This is a genomic window from Lentzea sp. HUAS TT2 (assembly GCF_051853195.1).
GTDB lineage: Bacteria > Actinomycetota > Actinomycetes > Mycobacteriales > Pseudonocardiaceae > Lentzea.
This window is the reverse complement of the sequence record NZ_CP196667.1, coordinates 8,056,946-8,075,056: the sequence shown is the minus strand read 5'-3', so window position 1 is coordinate 8,075,056 and position 18,111 is coordinate 8,056,946. Positions and strand designations below refer to the sequence as shown.

The 18,111-nt window shown below is 70.0% G+C and carries 17 protein-coding genes; 9 read left to right on the top strand and 8 right to left on the bottom strand.

Translation table 11 applies throughout. The features are described 5' to 3' along the window. Window positions 1–238 precede the first annotated feature (238 nt). From ACSHWB_RS38530 to ACSHWB_RS38515, 4 genes are read right to left on the bottom strand one after another with little or no spacing between them, the layout of a single operon-like run. Window positions 239–1,291 carry a cobalamin-independent methionine synthase II family protein gene (locus ACSHWB_RS38530; protein ID WP_439658248.1) on the bottom strand — a complete coding sequence of 351 codons (1,053 nt, stop codon included), beginning with the start codon at window positions 1,289–1,291 and terminating at the stop codon, window positions 239–241. 26 nt (window positions 1,292–1,317) lie between these two features. Beyond that, complete coding sequence (locus ACSHWB_RS38525) at window positions 1,318–2,703, bottom strand: carotenoid oxygenase family protein (protein ID WP_439658247.1); 1,386 nt, start codon at window positions 2,701–2,703, stop codon at window positions 1,318–1,320. Beyond that, window positions 2,700–4,049, bottom strand: a complete 1,350-nt coding sequence (locus tag ACSHWB_RS38520) for a M28 family peptidase (protein ID WP_439664744.1) — start codon at window positions 4,047–4,049, stop codon at window positions 2,700–2,702. Before ACSHWB_RS38520 ends, ACSHWB_RS38525 begins: the two co-directional genes overlap by 4 nt. A 19-nt stretch (window positions 4,050–4,068) precedes the next feature. Continuing rightward, window positions 4,069–4,560 carry a DUF3224 domain-containing protein gene (locus ACSHWB_RS38515; protein ID WP_439658246.1) on the bottom strand — a complete coding sequence of 164 codons (492 nt, stop codon included), beginning with the start codon at window positions 4,558–4,560 and terminating at the stop codon, window positions 4,069–4,071. Between the two features lie 189 nt (window positions 4,561–4,749). Between ACSHWB_RS38515 and ACSHWB_RS38510 the strand changes: the two genes are divergently transcribed. The 5 genes from ACSHWB_RS38510 (at window position 4,750) to ACSHWB_RS38490 (ending at window position 10,342) form a co-directional block, all read left to right on the top strand. After that, the gene (locus ACSHWB_RS38510; protein WP_439658245.1) at window positions 4,750–6,264 is read left to right on the top strand and encodes an amidase family protein; all 1,515 of its coding nucleotides are present in this window, start codon (window positions 4,750–4,752) and stop codon (window positions 6,262–6,264) included. A 294-nt stretch (window positions 6,265–6,558) separates the two neighbouring features. Then, entirely contained in the window at window positions 6,559–7,491 is a 933-nt protein-coding gene (locus ACSHWB_RS38505) for an NAD(P)H-dependent oxidoreductase (RefSeq protein WP_439658244.1), read from the top strand. Between the two features lie 97 nt (window positions 7,492–7,588). Then, window positions 7,589–8,800, top strand: a complete 1,212-nt coding sequence (locus tag ACSHWB_RS38500) for a glycosyltransferase 87 family protein (RefSeq protein WP_439658243.1) — start codon at window positions 7,589–7,591, stop codon at window positions 8,798–8,800. A gap of 1 nt (window position 8,801) precedes the next feature. Next, window positions 8,802–9,698 carry a decaprenyl-phosphate phosphoribosyltransferase gene (locus ACSHWB_RS38495; protein ID WP_439658242.1) on the top strand — a complete coding sequence of 299 codons (897 nt, stop codon included), beginning with the start codon at window positions 8,802–8,804 and terminating at the stop codon, window positions 9,696–9,698. Then, window positions 9,695–10,342 (top strand): class I SAM-dependent methyltransferase, encoded by a 648-nt coding sequence (locus tag ACSHWB_RS38490; RefSeq protein WP_439658241.1) that lies wholly within the window; start codon window positions 9,695–9,697, stop codon window positions 10,340–10,342. The genes ACSHWB_RS38495 and ACSHWB_RS38490 overlap by 4 nt, the downstream gene beginning before the upstream one ends. 23 nt (window positions 10,343–10,365) lie before the next feature. Here the strand turns inward: ACSHWB_RS38490 and ACSHWB_RS38485 are convergent, their stop codons facing one another. Next, window positions 10,366–10,953 (bottom strand): TetR/AcrR family transcriptional regulator, encoded by a 588-nt coding sequence (locus ACSHWB_RS38485; protein ID WP_439658240.1) that lies wholly within the window; start codon window positions 10,951–10,953, stop codon window positions 10,366–10,368. 106 nt (window positions 10,954–11,059) lie between these two features. Here ACSHWB_RS38485 and ACSHWB_RS38480 point away from each other — a divergent pair, with 106 nt between their 5' ends. The 3 genes from ACSHWB_RS38480 (at window position 11,060) to ACSHWB_RS38470 (ending at window position 13,478) form a co-directional block, all read left to right on the top strand. After that, window positions 11,060–12,556, top strand: coding sequence for an MFS transporter (locus ACSHWB_RS38480; protein WP_439658239.1), 1,497 nt, complete (start codon window positions 11,060–11,062; stop codon window positions 12,554–12,556). Further along, a complete protein-coding gene (locus ACSHWB_RS38475) occupies window positions 12,553–12,870 on the top strand; it encodes a hypothetical protein (protein WP_439658238.1) in 318 nt (105 codons plus the stop codon). The genes ACSHWB_RS38480 and ACSHWB_RS38475 overlap by 4 nt, the downstream gene beginning before the upstream one ends. Window positions 12,871–13,112: 242 nt before the next feature. Next, complete coding sequence (locus ACSHWB_RS38470) at window positions 13,113–13,478, top strand: VOC family protein (RefSeq protein ID WP_439658237.1); 366 nt, start codon at window positions 13,113–13,115, stop codon at window positions 13,476–13,478. Here ACSHWB_RS38470 and ACSHWB_RS38465 read toward each other — a convergent pair. From ACSHWB_RS38465 to ACSHWB_RS38455, 3 genes are read right to left on the bottom strand one after another with little or no spacing between them, the layout of a single operon-like run. Further along, window positions 13,459–14,634: an MFS transporter gene (locus ACSHWB_RS38465; protein WP_439658236.1), complete on the bottom strand. Its 1,176-nt coding sequence runs from the start codon at window positions 14,632–14,634 to the stop codon at window positions 13,459–13,461. The two genes, ACSHWB_RS38470 and ACSHWB_RS38465, sit on opposite strands and share 20 nt — an antisense overlap. 12 nt (window positions 14,635–14,646) lie before the next feature. Further along, a complete protein-coding gene (locus ACSHWB_RS38460) occupies window positions 14,647–15,879 on the bottom strand; it encodes an ABC1 kinase family protein (RefSeq protein WP_439658235.1) in 1,233 nt (410 codons plus the stop codon). Beyond that, on the bottom strand, window positions 15,876–17,165 hold the full coding sequence (locus tag ACSHWB_RS38455) for an aminotransferase class V-fold PLP-dependent enzyme (protein WP_439658234.1): 1,290 nt from the start codon (window positions 17,163–17,165) through the stop codon (window positions 15,876–15,878). The genes ACSHWB_RS38460 and ACSHWB_RS38455 overlap by 4 nt, the downstream gene beginning before the upstream one ends. A gap of 225 nt (window positions 17,166–17,390) precedes the next feature. Here ACSHWB_RS38455 and ACSHWB_RS38450 point away from each other — a divergent pair, with 225 nt between their 5' ends. Next, window positions 17,391–18,107 (top strand): SRPBCC domain-containing protein, encoded by a 717-nt coding sequence (locus ACSHWB_RS38450; RefSeq protein ID WP_439658233.1) that lies wholly within the window; start codon window positions 17,391–17,393, stop codon window positions 18,105–18,107. Window positions 18,108–18,111: the final 4 nt, after the last annotated feature.

Here is an 18,111-nt window from a genome sequence, read left to right as displayed (position 1 = left end):
CACGAAGACGCCCAGGCGAGGTCGCGCACGCTCTGCGGACCCCCGCCCCGGCTGAATGCTCCCGACCAGGGCACTGGTGAAAGCACTGGCCCTATCTCGGCGACGGGCTGCCCGACGAGGCGGCACGGTCTCGACCGGGTGGCGTTGCTCGGTGCTACGAGTTCATTGCGCAGACTCGGAGTGTTGAGTGCTAACGAGTTCGCCCATCCCGTGGCGTGCAGTGTGCGGCTGCCGGACGTCAGACGCCGAGGATCTCCGCGGCCATTCTGGTGCCTTCGACCCTCGCCGCAATTTTCGCGAACGCCGTGTCGCGCGAGGTCGAGCGGTCGTCAGCGAACGGGGAGAAACCGCAGTCGTCACAGGTGCCCAAGCGGTCGGGTGGGATGTACTCGGCCGCTTCGAGCACGCGGTCGCGGACCTCCTCCGGCGTCTCCACACGAGGGTCGATCGGGTCGATCACGCCGATGAAGATGGTCTGGTCCGGGCGCGTGCAGGCCTTGATCAGCTCCAGCACGCGGCGATGGTCAGGTTCGCTGGCGAGCTGGAGGTAGAACCTGCCCACGTTGAGCGAGAACAGGTCCGGGAGCAGTTCGGCGTAGTCGACGTCGAGGCTGTGGGTGGAGTCCTGGTCGCCGCCCGGACAGGTGTGCACGCCTATGCGCTGGCGTTCGGTGGGAGGAAAGCGGTCGAGCACGAGGTTGTTCAGTGCCACGAACTGATGAAGCACTTCTTTGGAGGAGTCGAGTTTGATCGCGAGCCTGCCCTCGGTGAAGTCGAGTTGGACCGAGGCGGCGCCGCCGTCGAGGCACGAGCGGATGTCGGCCTCGCACTCGTTGGCGAGATCTGCGACGAACTCGTCGCGCGAGTAGCCCTCGATGCCGCCGGCGGGGTAGATGAGGCTGAGTGCGGACGGCGCGATCACCGGCTGTTTGATCGCGAGATGGGTGTGCGCCAACGCCTTTTGCAGGTAGGTGTTCGCGTGGCCGGTGTAGCGGAACGGGCCGCCGGTGAGCTGCGGCAGCCGGCGGGTGTGGCCGTCGGCGAACGGGATCACCGCGCCGTCGGGGTCGAGCTTGTCGAAGCCCGCGAGTGGATAGGTCACGAAGCTGGGCTTGCCCTGTTCGCCGTCGGTGATGACCGTCGATCCTGTTTCCGCGAACCTCGCGATGGTCTCGGCGGTGGCTTTGATCACCAGCTCTTCGAGTTCGTCCGGTCCTGCGTCGCGGGCGAAGGCGTCGAGCAGGTAGGAGGGGCGGGGGATGCTGCCGATCGGTTCGGTCGGAATGGCCACGCTGAACTCCAGGATGTTGTGACTTCTCAGGTGGTGTAGAGGCCGTGGAAACCGAACGGGATCGCGTGCGGCACCACTACGCGGGCGATCTCGCGCAACGACGACGCGTCGAGCACGAGCAAGAACGAGTTGTCGTCGCCGGGATTCAGCACGACCGACAGCAGCACGCCGGAGTCCTCCGCGGTGCCGTCCGGTGCTGGTACGAACACGGCCTCGCCCGGATACCGGCCAGGCTCGTACCACGTCGTCGCGGTGCCGGTGCGGGCGTCGAGCTTGACCAACTGGTCGAGGAAGTCGCCGCCGTGCTCGTCGTGCGAACCGACGCCGTAGCAGTAGGAGTGCGGACGGGCGTGCGCGGCGGAGTTGATCCGCGGTAGCTCCAGTGACGCCGATCCGACCGGAGCGAACGTGACTGCGTCGTGGCTCACTCGGTAGCGGCGAATGCGGGCGAGCGGGATGGAGCCGCGTGCGGTGAGCCGGTCGAGGTAGAGGCTGTCGATCACCGAGGCGTCGTCGTACGCGCTGACCTCGAAGACCACGTCGTCGCCCTCGTCCCAGGCGTTGACGTGGTGGAAGGCGAAGAACGGCTCGGTCGTGCACCTGCGGACCACACGGCCGGTCCTGGTCTCGACGACGACGATGCCCGTCCCCAGTTCGGGACGCCACCGGTAGTTCTCGATGAACGGCTTGCGGCGCAGCAGGAGAGCAAGCGGGTCGACGACGAACGGGAACACCACGAGCACCACGTGCCGGGCGGTGACCGCGAAGCTGTGCACGTAACCCGGCAGCCGCCACGGGATCGAACACACCACTTCCGGCGAGTCACCGTGCCGGTAAACACGGTATTCGCTGTGCCGGCCGAACTTCAGCGCGAACGTGATCGCGTCACCGGTCTCCGGGTCGACGTGCGGGTGTGCTGTCGCGTGCCGCGTCTCGCGCTCGCCGAGCGGCGTGACGCCGACCGTGCGCAGGGTGGCCGGGTCGAACTGGACCGCCAGCGGCACCTCGGTCAGCGCGAGAGTCCTGCCGCCGATCCGCGCGATGTTGACGTTGGCGTTCGGCACCTCCTCCCGCCGGAAGAACGAGGAGAAGACGCGGCCGAAGAAACTGCCGCACGGATCGGTGGCGAACTGGCCGTGCCGCAGAACTCCTGTGGTGGCAACCGATCGGCGCGCGCTGCTGTCGAGGTACCGGTTGCGGTACGAGACGCGCGCACCGTCGAAGGTGAACGCGTGCACCATGGCGAGCCCGTCGAACCAGTGCCGGAGGGCGGGGCGGGAGTCCTCGAAGCACGCCGGCCCGTTGCGGATCAGCGTGCCGTCGAGCCAGTCGGGGATCCGGCCGCGCACGGGCAACGATTCGACGTGCCGTTCCAGGGGCAGGGTCCGGAACCCCTTGGAGTAGGAGGTCATCGCCGGACCGGCGGACGGTGGGCGAGTTCGGTCACGGCGTGCTCCAGCGCCCGCGCGTGCACCCGGACCACGCCGCGGTCGACGTTGTTCAGGCCGTCGCACGTGCTGGCGTGGCACGGGTCGTACGGCATGCCGGCGTGCCCTCCGTAGAGGATCTGCTGCCGGAAACTCTTGGTGCCGGTGGTGCCCGCCGTGAGGGTCGCGGTCGGCACGCCGAGGTCGGCAAACGGCCGGGCGTCCGATGCGGGTGTGCCGTCGAGGTGTTCGTGCGGCGCGTGCCGCCGGTCGAAGTACCGGTCGAGCACAGCGGCTACCGGACCGCGTTTCCGGTCGGACCGCGCGTCCCCCTGCACGCCCACGATGTGGTTGCGCGACCCGATGGTGTCGACGTCGACATACGCGGCGATGCGCGCGGTCTCGTCGGCGGGCAGGGTGAACGCGTAGTGCGTCGCGCCGGACGCATGCACCGCGTGGCTGCCGAACCAGGCGAACCGCACGGCGTGCCGGGGTTGCGCGGTGCTCATCCGCACGGCCAGGTCGAGCAGCGCCGCGGCACCGGAGGCGTTGTCGTTGACGCCCGGCGAGGAAGGTGCCGAGTCGAGATGCGCGCCGGCCACTACGATCGCATCCGTTGTGCCCGAACGGGTTTGCGCGGTGAGGTTGCGGGTGAGCCCCGCCGTCGTCACCGGGCCGGTAGCGAGCCGGGCCGTGGAACCGGCGCGCGCGAGCCGTTCGCCGACCTCGAAGCTGGCGCTCAGCACGGGGACCGAGACGCCCGGCGACGAGAGGTTCCCGAAGAGCTGGCTCACCCTGCCCGGCTGGCCCTCGTTGAAGACGATCACCGCGGCCGCGCCCGCCGCCTGGGCGTTGAGCGCCTTGACCCGGTAGTTGCAGGTTCCGCGCTGCAGCAGGGCGACGTGTCCCACGGTGAAGCCGGTGAAGTCGGCGGCCTCGCAGCCGCTGCTGGACGAGTCCGGTGCCGGGCCGGGTGGCAGCACCAGGTCGACGCCGGTCACGGGCGCGCGGACCGTGCCGCCGGGGGAGTGCAGCATCGTGGAGAAGTCACGACCCGCGGTGTAGGTCGTGCCGCCCGCGCGCAGCTCGGGTTTGGAGGAGTAGACCGGGAACGCGTACTCCTGCACGACCACCTCGTAGCCGGCGGCGCGGAGTTGGTCGGACACATAGGTGGTGGACGCGTCGTAGCCGGGCCCGCCCGAGACGCGCGCGCCGCCGTGTGCCGTGGCGATGTCGTGCAGTGCCACGAGATGGCGGTGTACGCCGTCGTGCGAGGCCTGGGCGGCGGGCATGGGCAGCATGAGCACCAGCGCACAGGCTGCGGCGATCATCGAGCGCACGTCGCGCTCCTCACTTGAACCGGTAGGAGAGCGTGTAGGTCACGTACGGCCAGGCGTCCGAGGTCGCCACGTGGCCGCCTTCGCCGCGCAGGCCGGTGAGGCCGCCGGTGCCGGTGCCCGGCACGACGCTCCAGGTGCTGCGCGCGGCCGTGCCGTCGAAGCCGCCGCGGACCTCCAGCAGGAAGCTGCCGTCGCGACCGCCGATGCTGCCCGTCACCCGCACGTAGCCGGTGAACTGCGACGTGCCGTCCGGGCGCACCATCGCGACCGAGTCGGAACCGCCGGTGCCGCTGAGGCCGCCGCGGAACGTCTGGGTCGTCGCGGTCGACTTCAGCTGCACACCACCGGGAACCTCCCGCAGCGGAGTGTCGACCCAGGTGTGGATCTCGAACTGCCCAGTCGCTTCCGCGCGGTGGCGGTGGCCAGGATCCGCCGCGGCCGACTGCCCCGCGAGGAGCAGCAACGTCGCCGCGATGGCGGGAACACGAACGGAGATCGGCATGGCGGAACACCGTCCATCTCGGAAGGGGGCAGAGGAGTGCGGCAAGTGGCCGAACGATATTGAGGCCCTGATCCGAGCAGCTATGCGTATCTTGCGGTCTGTGCCGCGTTGCGGTGGAGCGGCGGGGGATGTTGCGCCGTCGTGGCGAGATTCGGTGACCAGCGGCCTTCGACCCGGTAGGACGAGGGCATGGTGCTTCGACGCGTCCTGCCCGGTGTCATTGCGGTGCTGCTCGTCGCGGGGTCCGCCCCAGCCGCGGGCCTCACCGGCGGCGGGGTCGACGTTGACCGCGCTTCGCTCGCGGACCTGCGGCGGGAGCTCGACTCCGGACGGCTGACGTCCGTGCGCCTGACGCGCCTCTACCTCGACCGCATAGCCCGGCAGGACCGCACCGGACCGCGCGCCGTGATCACCACGAACCCCGGTGCGCTCGCGAGGGCGCGGGAGAGCGACGTGCGCCGTGCCGAGGGCGCGGTGCGGGGTCCGCTCGACGGGATTCCCGTGCTGCTGAAGGACAACATCGGTACCGGAACCGAGATGCCGACCACCGCCGGCTCGCTCGCGCTGAAGAACGCTGCCGGACCGGACTCGGCGGTCGCCGCGAGGTTGCGCGCCGCGGGCACGGTGTTGCTGGGCAAGACGAACCTGGCTGAATGGGCCGACTTCCGCTCGCCGCAGTCGTCGGCGTCCTGGAGCGCGATCGGTGGTGTGACCGGAAATCCGCGCGCTCCCGGCCGCAGCCCGTGCGGGTCGAGCTCGGGGTCGGCCGCTGCCGTCGCCGCCGGTTTCGCACCGGTTGCCGTCGGCACGGAGACCGACGGGTCGATCGTGTGCCCCAGCGCGGCCACGGGGCTGGTCGGGCTCAAGCCCACGCACGGCACGGTGCCGAACGACGGCCTCGTGCCGATCTCCTCGGAACAGGACGTCGCCGGACCGATCGCGCGCACGGCGGCCGATGCCGCGCTCGTCCTCGACGTGCTGACGGGGACCCCGGCACGGCTGCCGGGCGGCGGCACCCTGGTAGGAAAACGGATCGGCGTCTGGCGGGCCGGGCTGACCGGGATCAGCGGCGAGGCCGATGCGGTGGTGGAGAACGCGGTGCGGGTCCTGCGGCAGGCGGGAGCGGTGGTCGTCGACAACGCCGACGTCACCGGGGTCGACCGCGTGCGCGGGCTGGAGTTCGCGGCCCTGCTGTGCGAGTTCGAGCCCCAGATCGATGCCTACCTGCGGCAGGTGCCGGGGGACCGGCCGAAGAGCCTCACCGGCCTCATCGCCTTCAACAGGGCACACGCCGAGGCCGAACTGGAGCACTTCGGCCAGGAGATCTTCGAGTGGGCCGCGGCGGCGCCGGACGACCCCGCCGGGTGCCGGCAGGCCAGGACGGACGCGCGCACGGCGGCCGAGCAGTCGCTCACGACGGTGTTCGACGGCATGGATCTCGACTTCCTCCTTGCTCCGACGTCCGGGCCCGCGCGCATGATCGACCTGGTCAACGGCGACCACCCGGCGCTGTCGAGCTCGACACCCGCGGCGGTCGCGGGCTATCCGAGCGTCACTGTTCCCGCGGGCGCCCCGTTCGGCCTGCCGGTCGGTGTCTCCTTCACCGCCCGGCCGCACCAGGACGCGGAACTGCTGACCGTGGCGCACGTGTTCGGGCAGGTCGCTGGTTCGTTCGGGTCAGCGAGTTACCCCATTCGCCCATAGATGAAAGTGAAGATTCCGTTTAATATTTCCTTGGCTTGAGATAACCTCGTTGAATTTGATCAATATTCTGGAGGCGTGGCGCTTCCATTCGTGCTGAACGCGAGCGTCACTGGGGGAAGTGTTCTCGACTTCTGCACGTCAGGAGTCGACATCGCCAGGGTAGGGCGGGCGCAGATCATGTGTGCGCTGTCGCGTGGATGTGCACGTGCGCCGCCGGTGAAGGCTGTCACTAAGGGGGAGTGAAGTGGAATTCCTGTTATCAGATAAGGTTATTGTGCCGGTGAGGAATTCGTGATGGGTGCCGGAACCAGGGTGCTGCTCGTCGCGGGGAGCACGTCCAGGCAGTCTCGTGCCAGAACGCTCGCCCACCTCGCCGCCACAACTCTCGACGGCGCAGGTGCCGACACCGCCGTCTGGGACCTCGCCGAACATCGGATCCCGATGCCCGGCGTGGACGACAACCGCGTGAAGAGCTTCCGATGCGCGGTGCGGAGCGCGCACGCGCTCGTGCTGCTCACGCCGCTGTGCCACAACTCGTACTCGGGTGTGCTGAAGAACGCCCTCGACCACCTCGAACTCCAGGACGTGCGCAACCGCCCGGTCGCGCTGATCTCGGCAGGCTCCGGCAGCCCGCAGGCCGTCGACCACCTCCGCATCGTCGTGCGCTCGCTGCACGCCGTCGCGATCCCGTGCCAGGTGGTGGCCCAGCACACCGACTTCCAGGTGGGGGCGAACGGCCACGAGATCGCGGGAGCGGACCTCGGACGCGCGGTCCGGGAACTCTGCCGCGAACTCCTGTGGTTCGCGCAGAGCCTGCAGCGCGGCGCCTCGCTTGAACAGGAAGCCGCGATCCCGTCGCCGCGGGTGAAACCGGAACCCGACGACGACCCGTTGCGGCGCGCGCTCGCGTTCATCCAGGAGAACTTCACCGACAGCGATCTCTGCCTCGACGACGTGGCGCGGCACGCGTACCTCAGCCGCTACCACTTCTCCCGGGTGTTCAAGGCGCGCACCGGCACGGGCTTCATCGGTCACGTGACGGAGTTGCGGCTGGAGAACGCGAGCACCCTGCTGCTCACCACGGAGATGTCGGTGACCAGCATCTGCCACGCGGTGGGGTACCGCGATCTCAGCCACTTCGAGCGCGTGTTCCGCAAGCGGTACGGCGTGACGCCGTCGACCTACCGGACGCGGGCGGGGGCCGGCGTCAGCGAACGCGCGAGCTGATGCCCGTCACGCAAGATAGTCCTAGTCCCGAGACCATCTCCTTCGTACTATTTGATCCACTTAGGACCTTCCCGTTGCCTGTGGGAGGTGGTGTCCGTTGTCCCGCAACGGAAAATTCATCGTGGCCGTGATCGCCTCGCTGGCCGCGGTGGCGTTCGTGATCGGTACCGACCGTTTCCGGTCACTCGACCTCGACGTCTACCGGCTCGCCTCGCTCGCGTGGCGCGGCGGTGGCGACATCTACGACCTGCCGCCGTTGCGGACGGCGGCAGGTGAGCTCAAGCTGCCGTTCATGTACCCGCCGATCGCGGCGATCCTGTTGTCCCCCTTGACGTTCCTGCCTCGTGGGCTCGCCATCGGGGCCTGGTGGGTCGTGTCGCTGGCGGCGCTCGTGACTGTCGTGCTGGTGGTCGTGAAGGCGATCGCGCAGCGGTGGCCGTCGCTGGACACCAAGCTGACCGCGGCGGCGGTGCTGCCGTTCGCGATCATGCTCGGCCCGGTGCGCGAGGATCTCACGTTCGGCCAGGTGAACCTCGTGCTGATGGCGCTGGTCTGCCTGGATTGCCTGATCGACAGCCCGAAGTGGCCGCGCGGCCTGCTGGTGGGGATCGCCGCGGCGATCAAGGTGCTGCCCGCGGTGTTCGTGCTGTTCTTCTTGCTGCGCAAGGACGTCCGTGCGGCACTCGTGGCCGCCGGGACCGCGATCGTGCTGACCGGCCTGGGTCTGCTCCTCGCACCGGGGAACTCCGTCGCCTACTTCACCGGCGTCGGGTTCGACACCTCCAGGACCACCGACCTGGTCGGAGGGTTGTGGTGGGCGCCCAACCAGTCGCTGCACGGACTGCTCGGCCGCTTCCACTGGGTACCGATCCACGTCCTCGTCGTGTACGCGGCGAGCGCGGTCGTCGTGGTGCTCGCCGTGCTGGCGATGCGCAAGGCCCTGCGGCGCCCCGAGGACGGTGCGCTCGTCGCCCTGTCGGTCAACGCCCTGATCCCGTTGCTGGTGTCGCCGATTGCCTGGACCTACCACTGGGTGTGGGTGCTGCCCGCGTTGCTGGTGCTGGTCAGCGCTGCGGTGGCGAGCAGGGACGTGGTGCTGGGCGGTGCCGCCGCGTTCGTGGCCGGCGTCTTCTTCACCGCCGTGCCCTGGCTGATGGTCAGCTACACCGGAGGCGAGTTGCAGTTCGGCTTCTTCCAGTTCCTCGCGGTGGGCGCCTATCCGCTGCTGGGACTCGTCGCGCTCGGCTGGCTCGTCCTCGCGAGAGCGCACGCCGGGACGTCGCCCGACCGGCAACAGCTGGCGAGCTGACATGACCGCGGTGCCGGCGCGGTCGCGAGTGCGGTCCATCGCGGTCGCGCTGGCTCGCGGTGCCCGGCCGAAGCAATGGCTCAAGAACGGCATGGTGTTCACGGCGCCGCTGGCCTCCGGGACGTTGCTGCAACTCGACGGCCTGCTGCGCACGCTCGTGGCGTTCGCCGTCTTCTGCGTCGCCGCGAGCGGCACGTACCTGATCAACGACGCGTCGGACGCCGAGTCCGACCGGGCGCACCCGGCCAAGCGGTACCGCCCGGTCGCGGCGGGCCTGATCTCGGTGCGCGCGGCGGCGACCGCGGGGACGCTGGCGATCGGCACGGCACTGGCCTGCGCCCTGCTGGCGCTCGGCTGGCGGTTCGCCGCCGTGGTGTTCGGCTACCTCGTGCTGAGCACGACGTACACGCTCTGGTTGCGCCGGATCGCGGTCGCCGACCTGGCCGCCGTCGCGTCGTGCCACGTGCTGCGAGCACTCGGCGGTGCCGTCGCGGTCGGCGTAGGCGTCACCAACTGGTACCTGCTGGTGGTCTCGATGGGCGCCCTCACCCTGGTGATGGGCAAACGGGAGTCGGAACTCCGTTCCGGCGGAACCACGGCCACCCGCGCGACCCTCGACAGCTACACGATCGGGTACCTCGTAACGGTCCGCGCGACCTGTTCCGGCGTCATGATCGTGACCTACTGCCTGTGGGCCGCACACCTGAGCGGCGGCATCGCGCCCACCGTGCACGCGGCGGGCATCGTGCCGTTCCTGCTGGCCGTGCTGCGGCTCAACCTGCTCATCGACCGGGGCGACGCGGAGGAACCGGACGCGCTGTTGCTGCACGACCGGCAGCTGCAGCTCTACCTCGCGGCGCTCGCCGCGTGCCAACTGGTGGGGAGTCAGCTGCGATGAGGGCGCGTGAGCTGGTCGGACTTGCGTCAGGCCTGTACCAGGGCCGGGGACCGGGCCTGCGGCTCAGGCAGGTGCACAGGCCGTGGATCTGCCCGTTCGAGCTGATCGTGCCGCACGTGCCGGTGGGCGCGACGGTGCTCGACGCGGGGTGCGGCTCCGGGCTGCTCCTCGGGTTGCTCGCCGCGCTCGGCCGCCGGATCGAGGGAACCGGGTTCGAGCTGTCGCCCGCGGCGCTCGGCGAGGCACGGCTCGTGGCCGCGCGGGTGTGGGGGAGCGGCTCGCGGCTCGAGTTCGGACCCGGTGACGTCACCGGGGAGTGGCCGGACCGCGAGTTCGACGTCGTGTGCCTGGTCGACGTGCTCCACCACGTGTCCGTCGCCGACCGCACCGAGGTGCTGCGCCGGGCGTGCGCGGCGGTCAAACCCGGCGGTGCGCTCATCTACAAGGACATGGCGTGCCGGCCGAGGTGGCGTGCGGTCGCCAACCAGCTGCACGACCTGGTGCTGGCGCGGGAATGGGTGCGGCACGCCGAGGTCGCGCAGGTGGTGCGGCAGGTTGTGGAATTCGGGTTCCGGTTGGAATACCGGGTCGACACCACCCGCCTGTGGTACGCCCACGAACTCCGCGTGCTCAGACGGGGGTGAGCCGCCGTCGCGGAGCGCCCGGCTCAGTCGCGGGCGCGCAGCCCTGCCGCCATCACGTCGACGAACATCTGCCAGCGCTTGCTCATGATCGCGATCGAGTGCGACAGGCCGTAGAGCAGGCCCTGGAGGTCCTCCACCGACACGTCCGGGCGCATCACCTTCTCCGCGTGCGCGCGCGTGATGATGGTGTCGAGCAACCGCGCGTACTCGGCGCTCTCCTCCTCGCACAGGTCGAACGTCGCGACCTCGCTGAACACCTCACACAGGCCGGCGTCCCTGGACATCGCCTCGCCACTGCTCACCAGGAACGACGTCAAGCTCATCCACGGATCGCTGAACACCAGCGCGGTGGTGGCGTTGTCGATCCGCTCCAGCACCCACTGACGGGTGATTTCGGCGAGGAGCGCGTGCTTGGTCGGGAAGTGTCGGTAGAGCGTTCCCACGCCGACGCCTGCCTGTTTGGCGATGGTCTCCATCTGCACGTCCGCGCCCTCGGCCCCGAGCGCGCTCTTCGCGGCCACCAGGATCCGCTCGCGATTGCGCCGAGCGTCGGCTCGCAGTGGGCGCTGAACGGGGGCCTGACCCTCGGTTGCGGGGGGAGATGCGCTCATATCTCCAAGTCTACCGGGTCGTTGACACCGGAATCTGGATTCCGTATGGTCGCCTTCCTAAACGGAATGGAACCTCCTCTTCCGGTTATCAAGGGGGTAGACCCTCATGTCGACATCATCGGCCGCGGTGCAGAGGACGGGCGTCGCGCTCGCCCTGCTCGCGGTCACCCAGTTCGTGCTGGTCCTCGACGCGTCGATCATGAACGTGGCGCTGCCGTCGATCCAGCGCGGCCTGGACTTCCCGCAGGATGACCTGTCCTGGGTGTCGAACGCGTACACGCTGGCTTTCGGCGGCTTCCTGCTGCTCGGGGGCCGAAGTGCCGACCTGTTCGGTCCCCGGCGCCTCTTCGTGTTCGGCATGGTCCTGTTCACGGTGGCGTCGTTGCTCGGCGGCCTGGCCCAGACACCGTTCTGGCTGGTCGCGGCGCGGGCGGCCCAGGGGCTCGGCGCCGCACTGGTGTCGCCGGCCGCCCTGGCCCTGCTGATGATCATCTTTCCCGCGGGGCCCGGCCGCAACAAGGCGCTGGGCGTGTTCGCCGCGATGTCGGGTGTCGGCGGTGCCGCGGGCGCGATCCTCGGCGGAGTGCTCACCGAGTGGATCGGCTGGCAGGCCGTGCTGTTCGTGAACGTCCCGGTGGGCCTCGCGGCGGTGCTGCTCGCGCCCTCGCTGCTGCCCGGTGTGCGGGCGGTGGCGCAGTCGAGGTCGACCGACCTGGCCGGTGCGATCACGGTGACCCTCGGCCTCGGGTTGCTCGTCTACACGGTGATCAACGCGAACACGGTCGGCTGGGCCTCGGCGAACACGCTGTTGCTCGGCGGGCTCTCGATCGTGCTGCTGGCCGGGTTCTTCGTGGTCGAGACGAAGGCGGCGGAGCCGCTGATCCCGTTGCGGATCTTCCGGCAGCCGATGCTGCGCGGCGCGAACATCACCGCCATCGCGCTCACCGCAGCGTCGTTCCCGTACTTCTTCTTCCTCACGCTGTACATGCAGCAGGTGCTCGGCTTCTCCCCGATGCAGTCGGGGCTGGGTCAGCTGCCGGTTGCCGTCGCGCTCGCCGTCACCGCGAACCTCACCGCCAAGGTGGTGGCGCGGATCGGGTTCAGGAACACCCTCGCGCTCGGCCTGCTGGTGATCGGCGCCGGCCAGTTCTGGTTCGCGGCCCTGCGCGCGCCCGGTGAGGGCGGTGGCTTCCTGATCGACGTGCTCGGGCCGTCGGTGCTCACCGGCGTCGGCTCCGGTCTCGCGTTCGTCGGCGTGATCATCGCCGCGACCGCGCTGGCACCGCCGGAGGAGGCCGGGCTCGCCTCCGGCCTCATCAACACCACGCAGCAGATCGGTGGCGCGGTCGGCCTCGCCGTCCTCGTGGCCGTGGCGACGAGCGGGACGAACGCGGCTGTCGCCGACGGCCGCACCGGACCCGGCGAAGCGATCGTGGACGGCTTCTCCGTCGCGTTGCTCACCGCCGGTGGCGTCGCCGTGGTCGGCGCGGTCCTCGCACTGCTGCTGCTCAAGATGCCGACGGCGCCCGCCGCCCCGGCCCACGAACCGGCGGCCGCGACCGACGCCGCCGACGAGAACCAGGAAGGACGGTCAGCTCGATGACTGCAGCCGCCAAGGACGCGTTCGACCAGCTCACCGAGGAGATGACTCCGCAGGGCTTCACCGCGTCGAAGATGTTCGGCCTGCCGTGCCTGAAGTACTCCGGCAAGGCGATCGTCGCCCTGTTCGGCGAGGGCGTCGCGTTCAAGCTGGGCGCGGGTACCAACGAACTCGAGAAGGCGATGAAGTCGAAGGGCGCCTCCGAGTTCGACCCGGCGAAGAACGGCAGGCCGATGAAGGACTGGGTGCTGCTGCCGTCCTCCTCCGCCAAGACCTGGCCGGGCCACGCGAAGGTCGCCGCGTCCCGCCTCGACTGACGACAGGGTCACCTCTCCACGGGCCGGGGTGGCCACACGACGGGTCTCGCGGAGGTCCGTGGTCTCCCCTCGCCGCCACCGGCTCGATCCCCCCGGACGGTGGCGGCGAGGGGAAGGGGAACAGCGAGATCCGCAGGCCGCGTCCAACCCCAGTGGACGCGGCCTTTTCCCGTGCCGGAAGACGGTCTCTCGGACGGGTGGCCCGAACTGCGCGGCACTCGGTCCGCCGTTAGCATCGTCCCGTGTTCGCGACCGCGTTTCCCATCATCACCACGGCGAACCTGCAGCAGTCGCTCGGTTTCTACCAGGACCTGCTCGGCTTCACCGAGACCTACCGCTTCGCCGAGGACGGTCAGAGCTACGTAAGCCTGAAGCTCGGCGACGCCACCGTGGGCATCGGCGAGAACCCGGCCGAGCTCACCTCCGCGCCCACCGCGCAGTTCCAGCTCTGCGTCTACGCCGACGACTGCGACGAGGCGGTCGAGCACCTGCGCGAGCACGGTGTCGAGGTGCTGGCGGAACCGGCGTTGCAGCCGTGGGGTGAGCGGATGGCCCTCGTCGCGGACCCGGACGGGTACCACGTCGTGATCATGTCGAAGCAGTCCTGACCGCACGCGCGGACCACGCGAGCCGCACTGCCGCCGCGCCGGTCGTCACGCAGGCAAGCGCCGCGAACGACGCCGCCACACCCCAGTGGTCGCCGAGTACGCCAGCCAGGGGTTGCAGCGTGGCGATGACGATCGTGTACACCAGGCTCTGCAACGACAGCAGCGTCGCGCGCACCGCCGCGGACGCCTGTTCGTTCAGCAGCAACGCGAGCAACGGCCGGAAGACGCCCTGACCGAAGCTCAGCACCGCCATCATCGCCACACCGAGCCACCACCACGAACCCGCGAGCGCGACCACCAGCAGCAGTGCGGTGAACGCGAGCGGTGCGGCCAGCAGCCAGCGCGACGCGTCGGCGACCCGCACGAGGTGCGGACTGAGCCGTGACCCCGCCACCGAGGCCAGCCGGATCGCTAGGAACAGCGCACCGAACCACGCCACCGGCACCTGGTGCGTGCCCAGGTAGGGCTGGAACAGCACGAACACGACGACCCACACGGCGGCGGCGACCAGCGACGTGTAGATCATCAGGTAGCGCACCGGCGGGTGGGAGCCCACGAACGAGGTCGCTTGCGCGAGCGTCGCCCGGTACCCCGCCTTCTCGGCCTTCTCGGCCGCGGGCTCGCGCAGTCCGACGAGGAACACCAGCGACAGCGCGGTGAACACGCTCGTGGCGAGCATCGGCAACGGCAGCGAGATGCCCGCGAGCCAGCCGCCCGCGACCGCGGACACGCCCTGGGCGAGCTGCACGACGGCGAACGACTTGGACGCCACCGCGTGGTACTCGTCCTGACGGCCCTCCTGCACCAGCGAGTCGTACAGCAACGCGTGGTCCGCGCCGGACTGCAGCGCGAGGCCCACCGACCACACGAGGTAGGACGCCAGCACCCACCCGTAGCCGGACGCGAACGTGACGAGCGCGGTGCCGGCCGCGACGAGCACCGACCCGAGCGCGAGCGAGGCCTTGCGGCCGACCGTGTCCGCGACCGCGCCGGCCGGCACCTCGGCGAGCGCCGTGACGAGCCAGGAGATGCCGAGCATCACGGTGATCTCGGTGAGCGTGAGCTCGTGGACCACCTGCATGAAGAAGATCCACACCGGCATGAACAGCGAGAGGTTCGTGAACGCCTGGTACAGCAGGATTCGGCGCACGGCCACCGTGTCTCTCCCTCACTTCGCCATGGCGCGCAGGAGGTACGGCGTCGCGGCGGCCTGGAAGTCGAGTTCCGGGTGCAGGTCGCGCAACGTCCCCTCGAGCACCAGGATCGACAGCAGCGGGAACACGAACCGCGCGTCGCCGTAGAGCCCGCACGACCGTTGCAGGTCGAACAGCCCTGCGGTGAAGCCTGCCATGCTGAAGTCCTTGGCGGCCACGTGTGCGTTGCGGCCCACCAGGTCCGCGACGCCAGCGCGGAACGCGGCGAGGTCGGCGTCCGGCCGCACCGACACCGCGCTGTCGATCATGACCTCGGCGCAGCGGTCCCCGTTGCCGTTGCCGAAGTGGTAGAAGAACTCGGTGAACTGACGGTGCACGCGCTCGGGCAGCAGCACGCAGAACCCCGCGTCCAGCACCACGACCTCGCCACCGGCCGTGTGGTACAGGTTGCCCGGATGCAGGTCGCAGTGCACGAACCGGTCGATGAACAGCATGCGGAAGAACACCTTCAGCGTGTCCCGGGCGAGCCGCACCCCCAGGTCACCGGAGTGCGTGGCCGCCGACGACAGGCCGGGCACGTAGTCCATGACGACGCAGTCCGGTGTGCTGAGGTCCTGGTGCACCGCGGGCACCACGGCTGCCCCGATGCCGGACAGGTTGCGCCGCAACTCCTCCAGGCTCCGTGCCTCGGCCGTGAAGTCCAGCTGGCCGTGCACGGCCGCGCACACGTGCCCGGTCATCTCCACGATCGGAACGCCGCGCAGGAATACGGCGAGCACGCGCGCGGCGCCGCGCACCAGCGCGAGATCGGCGCGCATCGCCCGGTCGATCCCCGGCCGGCGGATCTTCAGCGCCACCTCGCGCCCGTCGTGGCGGCGGCCCCGGTAGACGCACGCGATGCTGCCCGCCGCGACCGGCCGGTGGTCGACCTCCCGCAGGTGCGGTTCCCACTTCCGCAGCGCCGCGCGGCTCTGCCGCGGCGAGACGGTCCGGACGGACTCGGTGAGCACCGCCAGTTCGGTGATCACCTCAGCCGGCAACAGGTCCCGCCGCGACGCGACCAGCTGTCCCACCTTGACGAACGCCGGGCCGAGCGCCTGGACCACCCGCGTCGCCGCGCGGGCCGTCCTGCGCCGGGCGGGCGTCCGCGACGTGAAGACCAGCAGCACCAGGTAACCCGCGGCGAGCACGGGTACGCCGACCGCTGCCACCACGAGCACCCGTGCGATCCGGAATCCGACGGTCATGGCCGCAACCGGGCCACGGCGGCGGCCGCGCGGTCGACCTCGCGCGGCGTCGTCACGATCGACGGTCCCACCCGCACGTAGGACGGGCGGTACGGGGTGTCGGTCGCCGCGACCCGGTGGTCGTGGAACAGCCGCTCGACGGCCCCGGTCGAGTCGAACCCCGCCACCTCGAAGCAGATCAGCCCGGCGGACAGCACGGGGTTGCGCGGGGTGATCAGCCGGACGTGCCGCATCTCGCTCAGCGCCGCCTTGAACCGGCTCGCCTGCTCGGTGACCCGCGCGGCGATCCGCGCCTGGCCGATCGCGCGGTGGAACTCGAGCGCGGCCGGCACCGCCCACCGGTTCTCGAACGTGTGGTAGCCGCCGGGGGTGTTGAGCTCGCCGGGCGGCCCGACGGGTGGCGTGCCCTCGATCCAGCCGATGATCGCCGGGATCGAGAAGCTGGGGATCACCGGCGTGACGCGCCGCCACGCCTCCTCGGTGCCCCAGACGAAACCGGTACCTCGCGGCCCGAAGATCCACTTGTGCAGTGACGACACGAAGAAGTCACAGCCGAGCCGCGCGACCGCGACGTCCTGGGCGCCGAATCCGTGCACGCCGTCCAGGAAGAGCAGAACCCGCTGGCCGGGCGGGCGTTCGGCGTTGATCGGGCGCAATGCCGCGGCGATCTCGGGCACTGGCAGCTTCACGCCGGTGCTCGAGTGCACCCACGTCAGCGCGAGCGCGCGGGTGCTCGGCCGGATCGCCGCGACCAGCGAGCCGACGATCCGGTCGACGGACGCCGAGGCCGGGTCGTCGTACAGCCGGATGCGGCGCACAGTCGCACCACTGGTGGAAGCCTTGAGCCGCAACGCTTCGTGCGTCGCGTAGAAGTCGTGCTCAGTGGTCACCACGTCGTCGCCGGGCGCGAGGGACAGGCCGCTGTAGAGCAGGCCGATCCCCATCGTCGCGCTGTCGGTGAGCGCCACCTCGCCGGGCGCCGCGCCGAGGTGGGTGGCGAGCGCCGCGCGGATCCCGACCCCCTGGTTGATGTCGCTCGGGCCGAGGCCGTGCAGGTACGGGTCGGCGTCGAGCTGGTCGCGCACGCGGGCCACGGCCTCGCGCACCGGCGCGGGCTGCGCGGAGAGCATGTACGCGGAGAACTGCAGGTAGTCGTGCGACAGCCGGAACTGGCGGCGCACCGACGCCCAGTCGCCGGGGTCGAAAGAGCTTGCCCGCGCGTTCGCGGGCAGCAGAGAACTCGCGGCAATTGCCGTCGTGCCGGTCAGGAGTGCACGTCTGCGCACCTGGGAAGCATTGTCCCGAGCGGTCATGGCGAACCTTTCCGGAATGTCAGCTTCGCCGAACGTAGCCGCTGGTCCGATGCCGGGCAAGGATCGTGTCTGGACTTTGTTGCGGTTATTCATCAGGAATCGCAATATCTGCTCTACGGCAATTCTTGCTTGTCGTTGTGGGTGTTGTCCGGCCTCGGCTAGAAAGGTGGGCGGAATTCGCCGGGAGGTTAGGTGCCGATGAAGCGGAACAGCAGCAACACGATCATCATCGAGGCGGAACGGGAGCGGGTCTGGGCCGCCCTGACCGACACCGACGAGCTGAACCGGTGGGAGACCACCGACGCCCACCTCGACCTGAGGGCCGGCGGGTCGTTCCTCTACGAGTACGCGTACGGGCCGTCGCGGCCAGGAACGTTCATGGTGGTCGATCCGCCGCGGCGGTTGATCCAGGACAACCTCGTGTTCAACGACAACGACAGCTACCACTACCTGAACACGATCGACCTGGAGGAGCTCGACGGCGGCCGCACCTCGGTGACGGTGCTGATCGAGGGCTACGGTCCCGGGATCGCCGAACAGTGGCTGCGGGAGAGCATGGACCTCGGCTGGGCGACGGACCTCAAGGTGCTCAAGGCCTACGTCGAGGACGGCGAGGACATCCGGCCGATCGTCTGGCAGGGCCTGCGGATGGGACTGCGCTATGTCAGCGCGGACGTCGTCGAGGAGGGGCGGCGCGGCATCCACGTGCTGGCCGTCGTGGCGGGTGCTCCCGCGGAGGCCGCTGGGCTGCGGCCGGGTGACGTCGTGACTTCGCTGGACGAGCGCGAGTTCGACGACTTCCGCGGCTTCCGCTCGCTGCTGGGCGCGTACAAGCCGGGCGACGGGGTGGTGTTCGGGGTGCTGCGCGACAGTGCGGCGCACCAGATTCCGCTCACCTTCGGCTCCGCGGTGTAGGGCC

What these genes read in the sequence shown, in the direction of transcription:
- ACSHWB_RS38480 (WP_439658239.1), top strand. Translation starts at nt 11,060, where the DNA reads ATGTCGACATCATCGGCCGCGGTGCAGAGGACGGGCGTCGCGCTCGCC.
- ACSHWB_RS38450 (WP_439658233.1), top strand. Translation starts at nt 17,391, where the DNA reads ATGAAGCGGAACAGCAGCAACACGATCATCATCGAGGCGGAACGGGAG.
- ACSHWB_RS38475 (WP_439658238.1), top strand. Translation starts at nt 12,553, where the DNA reads ATGACTGCAGCCGCCAAGGACGCGTTCGACCAGCTCACCGAGGAGATG.
- ACSHWB_RS38495 (WP_439658242.1), top strand. Translation starts at nt 8,802, where the DNA reads ATGACCGCGGTGCCGGCGCGGTCGCGAGTGCGGTCCATCGCGGTCGCG.
- ACSHWB_RS38460 (WP_439658235.1), bottom strand. Translation starts at nt 15,879, where the DNA reads ATGACCGTCGGATTCCGGATCGCACGGGTGCTCGTGGTGGCAGCGGTC.
- ACSHWB_RS38505 (WP_439658244.1), top strand. Translation starts at nt 6,559, where the DNA reads ATGGGTGCCGGAACCAGGGTGCTGCTCGTCGCGGGGAGCACGTCCAGG.
- ACSHWB_RS38515 (WP_439658246.1), bottom strand. Translation starts at nt 4,560, where the DNA reads ATGCCGATCTCCGTTCGTGTTCCCGCCATCGCGGCGACGTTGCTGCTC.
- ACSHWB_RS38485 (WP_439658240.1), bottom strand. Translation starts at nt 10,953, where the DNA reads ATGAGCGCATCTCCCCCCGCAACCGAGGGTCAGGCCCCCGTTCAGCGC.
- ACSHWB_RS38520 (WP_439664744.1), bottom strand. Translation starts at nt 4,049, where the DNA reads ATGATCGCCGCAGCCTGTGCGCTGGTGCTCATGCTGCCCATGCCCGCC.
- ACSHWB_RS38490 (WP_439658241.1), top strand. Translation starts at nt 9,695, where the DNA reads ATGAGGGCGCGTGAGCTGGTCGGACTTGCGTCAGGCCTGTACCAGGGC.
- ACSHWB_RS38525 (WP_439658247.1), bottom strand. Translation starts at nt 2,703, where the DNA reads ATGACCTCCTACTCCAAGGGGTTCCGGACCCTGCCCCTGGAACGGCAC.
- ACSHWB_RS38510 (WP_439658245.1), top strand. Translation starts at nt 4,750, where the DNA reads ATGGTGCTTCGACGCGTCCTGCCCGGTGTCATTGCGGTGCTGCTCGTC.